Source organism: Kitasatospora sp. NPDC032150, from assembly GCF_055579945.1.
The window spans coordinates 93,394-100,244 of record NZ_JBVIMH010000027.1 but is presented as its reverse complement, the minus strand read 5'-3'; the positions used below and the strand labels follow the sequence as shown (position 1 = coordinate 100,244).

6 protein-coding genes are annotated in these 6,851 nt (G+C 70.6%); all 6 read right to left on the bottom strand.

Annotated elements, in window-relative coordinates; all coding sequences use genetic code 11:
• Window positions 1-700: maltotransferase domain-containing protein (locus tag ACZ5ON_RS26870; RefSeq protein WP_465597853.1), on the bottom strand; the 700-nt coding region annotated here is incomplete at its 3' end.
• A gap of 166 nt (window positions 701-866) precedes the next feature.
• On the bottom strand, window positions 867-1,451 hold the full coding sequence (locus tag ACZ5ON_RS26865) for a DJ-1/PfpI family protein (RefSeq protein ID WP_344639732.1): 585 nt from the start codon (window positions 1,449-1,451) through the stop codon (window positions 867-869).
• A gap of 20 nt (window positions 1,452-1,471) precedes the next feature.
• Entirely contained in the window at window positions 1,472-3,139 is a 1,668-nt protein-coding gene (locus ACZ5ON_RS26860; protein ID WP_465597850.1) for a thiamine pyrophosphate-binding protein, read from the bottom strand.
• A gap of 90 nt (window positions 3,140-3,229) precedes the next feature.
• Complete coding sequence (locus ACZ5ON_RS26855) at window positions 3,230-4,066, bottom strand: type 1 glutamine amidotransferase domain-containing protein (protein WP_465597847.1); 837 nt, start codon at window positions 4,064-4,066, stop codon at window positions 3,230-3,232.
• A gap of 371 nt (window positions 4,067-4,437) precedes the next feature.
• Window positions 4,438-4,989, bottom strand: coding sequence for an NAD(P)H-dependent oxidoreductase (locus tag ACZ5ON_RS26850; RefSeq protein ID WP_465597844.1), 552 nt, complete (start codon window positions 4,987-4,989; stop codon window positions 4,438-4,440).
• A gap of 86 nt (window positions 4,990-5,075) precedes the next feature.
• Window positions 5,076-6,617, bottom strand: a complete 1,542-nt coding sequence (gene mftG / locus ACZ5ON_RS26845; RefSeq protein WP_465597841.1) for a mycofactocin dehydrogenase MftG — start codon at window positions 6,615-6,617, stop codon at window positions 5,076-5,078.
• Between the last annotated feature and the right edge of the window lie 234 nt (window positions 6,618-6,851).

Sequence of the window (6,851 nt, the reverse complement as noted above, 5' to 3'; positions counted from 1 at the left end):
CCGGCGGGACGTTGCCGTCCGGGTCCACCAGCGCGCCCTCCGAACGCGGGAAGAACTCGTACCAGGACCCGAACAGCGCCCGCTGCCGGTCCACCACCAGATCGAACGGCCCTGTCTCGGTGAGGAGTTCACGCAGCGGATGACGGGCGAGGATCTGCCGGATCCGCTCCTCCCCGGCCACCGCCAGCCGGTGCGCCGGGGGCAGCTCCTCGTCCCGCAGCACTCGCGCCGCGGCCAGCAGGGCGGACCGGCCGGCGCCGCGCGGGACGCCCGCGGCGGCCCGCTCCAGGAGCAACGCCCCTTCCTCCAGCACGAGTTCGATGTCCTGGCCGGCCGGAACCTTGATCTCGGCGGTGTGCAACCAGTCGGCCACCGGGTCGCTCCAGGTCTCCACGGTGTAGGTCCATCGGCCTTCCACGTCAGGGGTGACCTCGACCCCCCAGCGGTCGGTACCGGGCGCCAGCTCGCGCATCGGTGTCCACCGGCCCCGACGGCCACGCGGGCCGCGAAGCACCACGTTGGCTCCGACGGCACCGTGCCCCTCACGGAAGACCGTGGCGGTGACGGCGAAGGTCTCGCCCAGTACGGCCTTCGCAGGTCTGTGCCCTTGGTCGACCATGGGCTGGACGTCCAGTACGGGGATCCGGCCGATGGCCGGGGACTGCTGCGGATGGGTCGGCTGGATCGTGATCGTGCTCATGTCCCGGAGCTCCTCGGCAGGCGGTCGAACGGAAAGGACGAGCGGTACGGACAGGACGAGCGGTACGTGCGGGGCACGCGGCACGCGCAGAGCGTGCGGCGCGCGCGGGCGGGAAAGCCGGACAGTGCATGCAGAAGCATTTCGTCAGTGGGATCGCCGGCCGGACTCAATCGGCGGACGAGCGCCGGGCGGCCAGCTGCTCGATGATGGTCCGGGCGAACAGATGGCAGTGGTTCCCGGTGCGGGCGGTGACCAGGTCGCGGTCCACCACGATGTCCTGGTCCACGAAGACCCCGCCCATGTTGCGCAGGTCGCCGAGCAGGTTGTTGTGCACCACCGCCCGGCGGCCCCGGATCACCTGCGGGATCGGGGCGGCCAGCCACATGCCGTGGCAGATGATGCCCTTGACGATGGCCGGGTCCGCGAACGCCCGGCGCAGGAAGGCCGCGGCCGGCGGGAGGCGGTCGACCTCCTCGGTGTACCGCAGGCGGTCGGCGACGATGCCGGATGGGACGATCACCGCCGCGAACTCCTTGAGCCCGTACTCGTCCAGCTCCTCGAAGGACTCGTCGACCTCGAACGGCAGCCCGTGCTCGTGCCCCCGGAAGACCAGCCGGTCGTTTCCCCAGAGCCGGGTGAGGAAGTGCGTCTCGGCTCCTTCCTCGGCGAACCGGCGCTGGTAGTAGAGGATTTCGGGCTCGTAGAAGTCGCTCTCCATCAGTACCGCGATCTTGAGACCGTTCAGCCGCACGGTCCTCACGCCCCTCTCCGTCAGCTGGTGCGGTCGATGACCAGGTCGATCAGGAACGGCCCCGGGTGCGCCAGCGCCTCGGTGATCGCCGGGGCGGCCTGCTCCGGCTTCTCCACCCGCACGGCCCGCACGCCCAGCGACTCGGCGAGCGCCACGAAGTCGATCTCCGGCCGGGTGAGGTCGAAGGCCCCGGGGAAGTCGTGGGGTTCGATGCCCTGGGTCCGCCAGTACTGCTCGATGTTGTGGTCGAGCAGCCGGTAGCGGCCGTTGTTGCAGATCACGAACTTGGCGGCGATCTCGTAGCGGGCGGCCGTCCACAGCGCCTGGAAGGTGTACATGCTGCCGCCGTCGCCGGTGAACCCGACCACCGTGCGCTCCGGGTGGGCGAGCTTGGCGCCGATGGCGCCCGGGATGCCCACGCCGAGCGATCCGCCCCGGGTCTGGAACCAGTTCCCGGGCACGTTCGGCGGGTTGTGCTGGAAGATGCCCGGCGAGCAGGTCAGCGCCTCGTCGAAGAGGATGGCGTCCGGGGGCAGTTGCAGCGACAGCTGGTGGCCGAAGAAGCCGGCCGTCAGCGGCCCGTCCGCCGCGCTGTCCCGCTTCACCGCCCCGGCCAGCGCCGCGGACTTCTCCTCGGCCCACCCCTGCAGCCGGCGCCGGGCGGCCTGCCGCTGCTCCTGGCTCAGCCGGCGCTCCAGCGCGTCGGCGAGCCCGGCCAGTGTCGGCCTCGGGTCGGCCACCAGACCGAGGTCGACCGGGAAGTTCTTGGCGATGGCACCGCTGTCCAGGTCGACATGGACGACCGGAACACCCTCGGCGAACACCCCCTCCAGCGCCGGGAACACCTCGGGCAGCGCATAGGTACCGGCGATCAGCACGGCATCGGCCGCCGAGGTGATCCGGCTGCTGACCGAGCCGAACATGTGGCCGAGCTGGCCACGGTAGGCGGGGTGGTCGACCGGTAGGTTCACCTCGGCCCAGTCCGCGCCCCGGACCTCCGCGCCCCAGACCTCGGCCAGCCGGGCGAGTTCCCGCTGCGCGCCGGCGAAGTGGATGCCGTCCCCCGCGATGATCAGCGGCCGCTCGGCTCCGGCCAGCAGCGCGGCGGCGTCCGCCAGGACGGCCTGCTCGGGCACGGCCGAGGTCTGCAGGTACGAGGTCGGAACCACCGGCTCACTGGTCGGGCTGTCCAGCACGTCGGCCGGCAGCACCACCATGACGGGCCCGTACGGCGGGGTGGCGGCGACCTTGAACGCCCGGCGCAGCACCCGCAGGGTGGAGTTCGGATCCACCACCCTGGTCGCCCACTTGGTGACCGGCCCTGCCATGCCGACCAGGTCCGCAGCCATCTGGGCCTCCATGCTGTCGTAGGCCAGCCCGGCCTCCCCGACCAGGACCACCAGCGGGGCGTGGCCACGCATCGCCTGGTACAGCATGCCGATGCCGTTGCCGAGGCCGACCCCGGAGTGCAGTTGCAGCAGGGCCGGCCTGCGGGTGGCCCGCGCGTACCCGTCGGCGAGGCCGACGACCGCGGCCTCCTGCAGCGCCAGCACGTACTCCAGCTCCGGGAAGCCGCGCAGTTCGTCCAGGAAGCCCTGTTCCACGGTGCCGGGGTTGCCGAACATGTACCTGATGCCGTCGGCCTTGAACTGTTCGAGCATCGCCACCCGGGCGGGCCTGCTCACCATGTCGTCCTCTCCATCCGTTCCGTGCGGTAAGGGAGTTGGTCGGGACGGGCGGCCGGTACGATCGCCACGGCCGCCCGTCCCCGGGCTGCGTCAGGCGGTGTAGCCCCACTGCCGCAGGCCCTGCTCCAGGACCTCGACCAGCTTCTGGCCGGTGAGGTAGGAGTCGGGGGTGGAACGCCCGGTGATGAACGGGTAGTCGACGATCACCGAGGTCTCCTTGCCGAAGTTGCCGTGGAAGGCGCCCTCGGGTGCGGTGGCGTCACGCAGGATGTACTCCAGCGGGTACGGCGGCGGGCCGATCACGAAGTCGGTCCCCATGAAGCCTGTGCCGTCCTTGTAGTCGTACTCGATGCAGTGACCGGTGATGTGCTTGTTGCGGATGATGCTCACCCGGTCGTCCTGCTCCCGGGCGAATGCCAGGGCGGCGACGCCGTAGCACTCCGCGGCGATCGGCAGACCCAGGTGGTAGAAGGCCAGGATCAGGTCGTGGATGCGCCAGTTGTTGGCCAGGTCGACGATCGGGCCGCTGCCGCCGACGATCAGCAGCGCGTCGTAGCGGTCCGCAACCTGCTGCTGCACGTGCTCCCGGCGGGTCTGGTAGCCCTCCCAGGCCCGCAGGAAGTCGCTGCGGCTGCGGTAGGGCCGGTCGGGCAGCCAGGAGGAGAGGTCCAGCGGATTGTCCAGCCGGTCCGAGCTGTCGATCGCCCTGACCTTCTCCGCCATCTCGGTGCTGGTCACCGAGCGGCCGAGCGGCGGGTCGATGTACTCGGGGTCGTAACTCGGCGGCAGGGCCACCGGACGCTTGCCGGTGGGTGTCGCGAAGGTGACCTCGTAGCCGGCCTCGTCGAAGGTCTCCAGCGGACCGATCAGTTCCTCGCCCCAGTAGCCGTACTCGGAGAGGACCACGAGAACGCGTTTCTTCGCCATCGGTGATGGCCTCCTTGGAGGAAGGTGGGTTGGCGGCACTCGGTGGCGTCGGGCGCGCCGTCCGGAACCGGATCCGGCCGCCCTCGCAGTGCCCGACTCCTGTGTAGCAAGCGACTGCGGGGGGCCGCGAGAGCCGAGGGGCGACTCGCCGGGCACACGTCAGGTCCGTCCGCGCACTACTCCAAGTCGGGTCCCTGCCAGGCGGATTCGGGGTGGATCAGGGTGGATCCGGGCGGTTCGGGCGGCTGCCTGGCCGTTCGGGCACACCGCGCTGCTCCGGGCCGACACGGGACGGAAAACAGAGATCCCCCCGGCCGGTTGCGATGCAACCGGCCGGGGGGATGACTCTGGACGGGCTATCTGGCGATGCGTCAGCCGACCGGAGTGCGGACCGTGCTCTCCAGCAGGCTCCGGTAGCGGCGGCCGGCCTCGGCGATGTCCTCGTCGGTGTAGGTGCGGACGCCCTGGAAGATCAGCGGATCGGCGTAGACCATGCCGCACAGGTGTGCCGTGGCGTCCAGCGGAAGGAGCAACTGGCGGGCGGTGAACCGGTTGTAGCCGTCCGGACGGTAGGACTTCTCCGGGCCGCCGGTCGTGGTGACGAGCTGCAGGGTCTTGCCGTGCAGGGCATCGCCGCCGGCGCCGTAGGCGAAGCCCTCCAGCAGGACCTCGTCCAGCCACTGCTTCAGCCGCGGCGGCACCGAGTACCAGTAGAACGGGAACTGAAGCACGATGACATCGTGCTCGGCCAGCAGCCGCTGCTCCCGCTCGGCGTCGATCGGGCCCTCGGGGTAGGCGGCGTACAGGTCGTGGACGGCCACGTGCTCGGTGTCACGGGCCTGGGCCACCAGGGCGGAGTTGATCCGCGAGGTGTCCGGGTTCGGATGGGCGAACACGACAAGGGTGCTGGTGGAACTGGGCATTGGGAGCTCCAGTGCTTGTTGGGTCGGCCCCTGCCCCGCCCGTGCGCTCGCGGCACGCGGGCCGGGCACGGTACCGAAAGGTTCGGTCAGCGCTCTTCGAGCAGCCAGTCGCCGACGCGGTCACCGATCATGATGCAGGTGAGGTTGGTGTTGGCGCGAATCATAATCGGCATGACCGAGGCGTCCGCGACGCGCAGGCCGGGCACGCCGTGGACCCGGCAGCGGGAGTCGACGACGGCCATCGGGTCGTCGGCCGGGCCCATCTTGGCCGTGCCCACCGGGTGGAAGTGCGTTCCGACCGCCGACATCATGAATTCGTCGAGCGCCTCGTCGGAGGCCAGCACCTCGGGACTGGGCACCATCCGGCCGGTGGCGAACATCTCGAAGGCCCGGCTGCTGGCGATCTGGGCGGCCAACCGCATACCGGTCCGCAACCGGCGGCGGTCCTCGGGGTGGTCCAGGAAGTTGAACTCGATGTGCGGAGCCGCCTCCGGGTCCGTGCTGTCGATGGTCACCCGGCCGCGCGAGAGCGGCCGCTCGATGCCGGCGGAGAGCATGAAGACCTTGTCGGTGCCGACCGCCTCGACCAGGGCGGGGGCGTAGCCGTTCAGGTCGACGTGGTTGAACAGGTAGATCTGCATGTCGTTGAACTCCGCCGACTCCGGCGCCGTGTACTGCAGCAGGATCTGCGTCACGGGCAGCGAGTCGTCGTAGACGCCGGGCCGCGGCTTCAGGGTGACCATGCAGGTGGGGTGGTCGAGCAGGTTCTCCCCCACCCCGGGGAGGTCGGCCACCACCGGGACCCCGAGCCGCTCCAGGGTGGCGACCGGCCCGATGCCCGAGCGCATCAGCAGGGCCGGGGTGCCGATGGCCCCGGCGCAGAGGGTGATCCGGTCGGCGTACACCGTCTCCGCGACGCCGTCGGTGATCACGCGTACCCCGACCGCCCGGCCGTCCTCGAAGACGATCCGGTCGACCGTCGTGTTGGCCCGGATCTCCAGCTGTTCGCGCTTGCGCACCGGTCCCAGGTACGCCGTGGCCGTCGAGACCCGAGTACCGTCCACCAGGTTCTGCGCCAGCGGTCCGACACCGGTGCCCTCCGGCGAGTTGTGGTCCGGCATGTCGGGGAAGCCGAGTTCCTTGCAGGTGTCGAGCAGTGCCCGCTGCAGCGGGGTCAGCTGCTCGTCCCGCCAGCGGGCGACCGGGATCGGGCCGCCCTTGCCGTGCAGCGGCTGCCCGAAGTCCTTGTCGTCCTCCATCCGGACGAAGTACGGCAGGACGTCCTCCCAGGTCCAGCCGTCGTTCCCGAGGCGCGCCCACTCCTCGAAGTCCAGCGGGTGCGGACGGACCGCGAGGCAGGTGTTGATGGCGGAGGTGCCGCCGACCACCTTTCCGCGGGCCAGGTGGATCTCCCGGCCGGGGACGGCCTCGGCCTGGTAGCCCCAGTCGTGCCCGGCGAAGGACGGGTAGAGGCCGTTGCGCAGGTTCTCCGGCAGGGTCCCGGGGTCGGGGTAGTCCGGGCCGGCCTCGATCAGCAGCACCTGGTTGGACGGCTCCTCGGTGAGCCGGGCTGCGACCACCGCACCGGAGGATCCGGCGCCGATGACGATGTCCGTGTATTTGACCATTGCGACAAGCTCCTTGTCTGCGACATGAGTTGTGCGACATGAGTTGTGCTGGCAGTGCGAGGGGTACGGTGCGCAGAGTGCACGGTGCAAGGGAGCGCGAGGTGCCGAAGGTGTGCGGTGCGGGGGGGGGGGGGGGGGGGGGGGGGGGGGGGGGGCGGTGGTAGTAGGGCGCGTGAACCCGCGTCCGCTCGTGCCGCCACCTCCCCTGTCTCGCCCCATAACGGCTAGATAGTA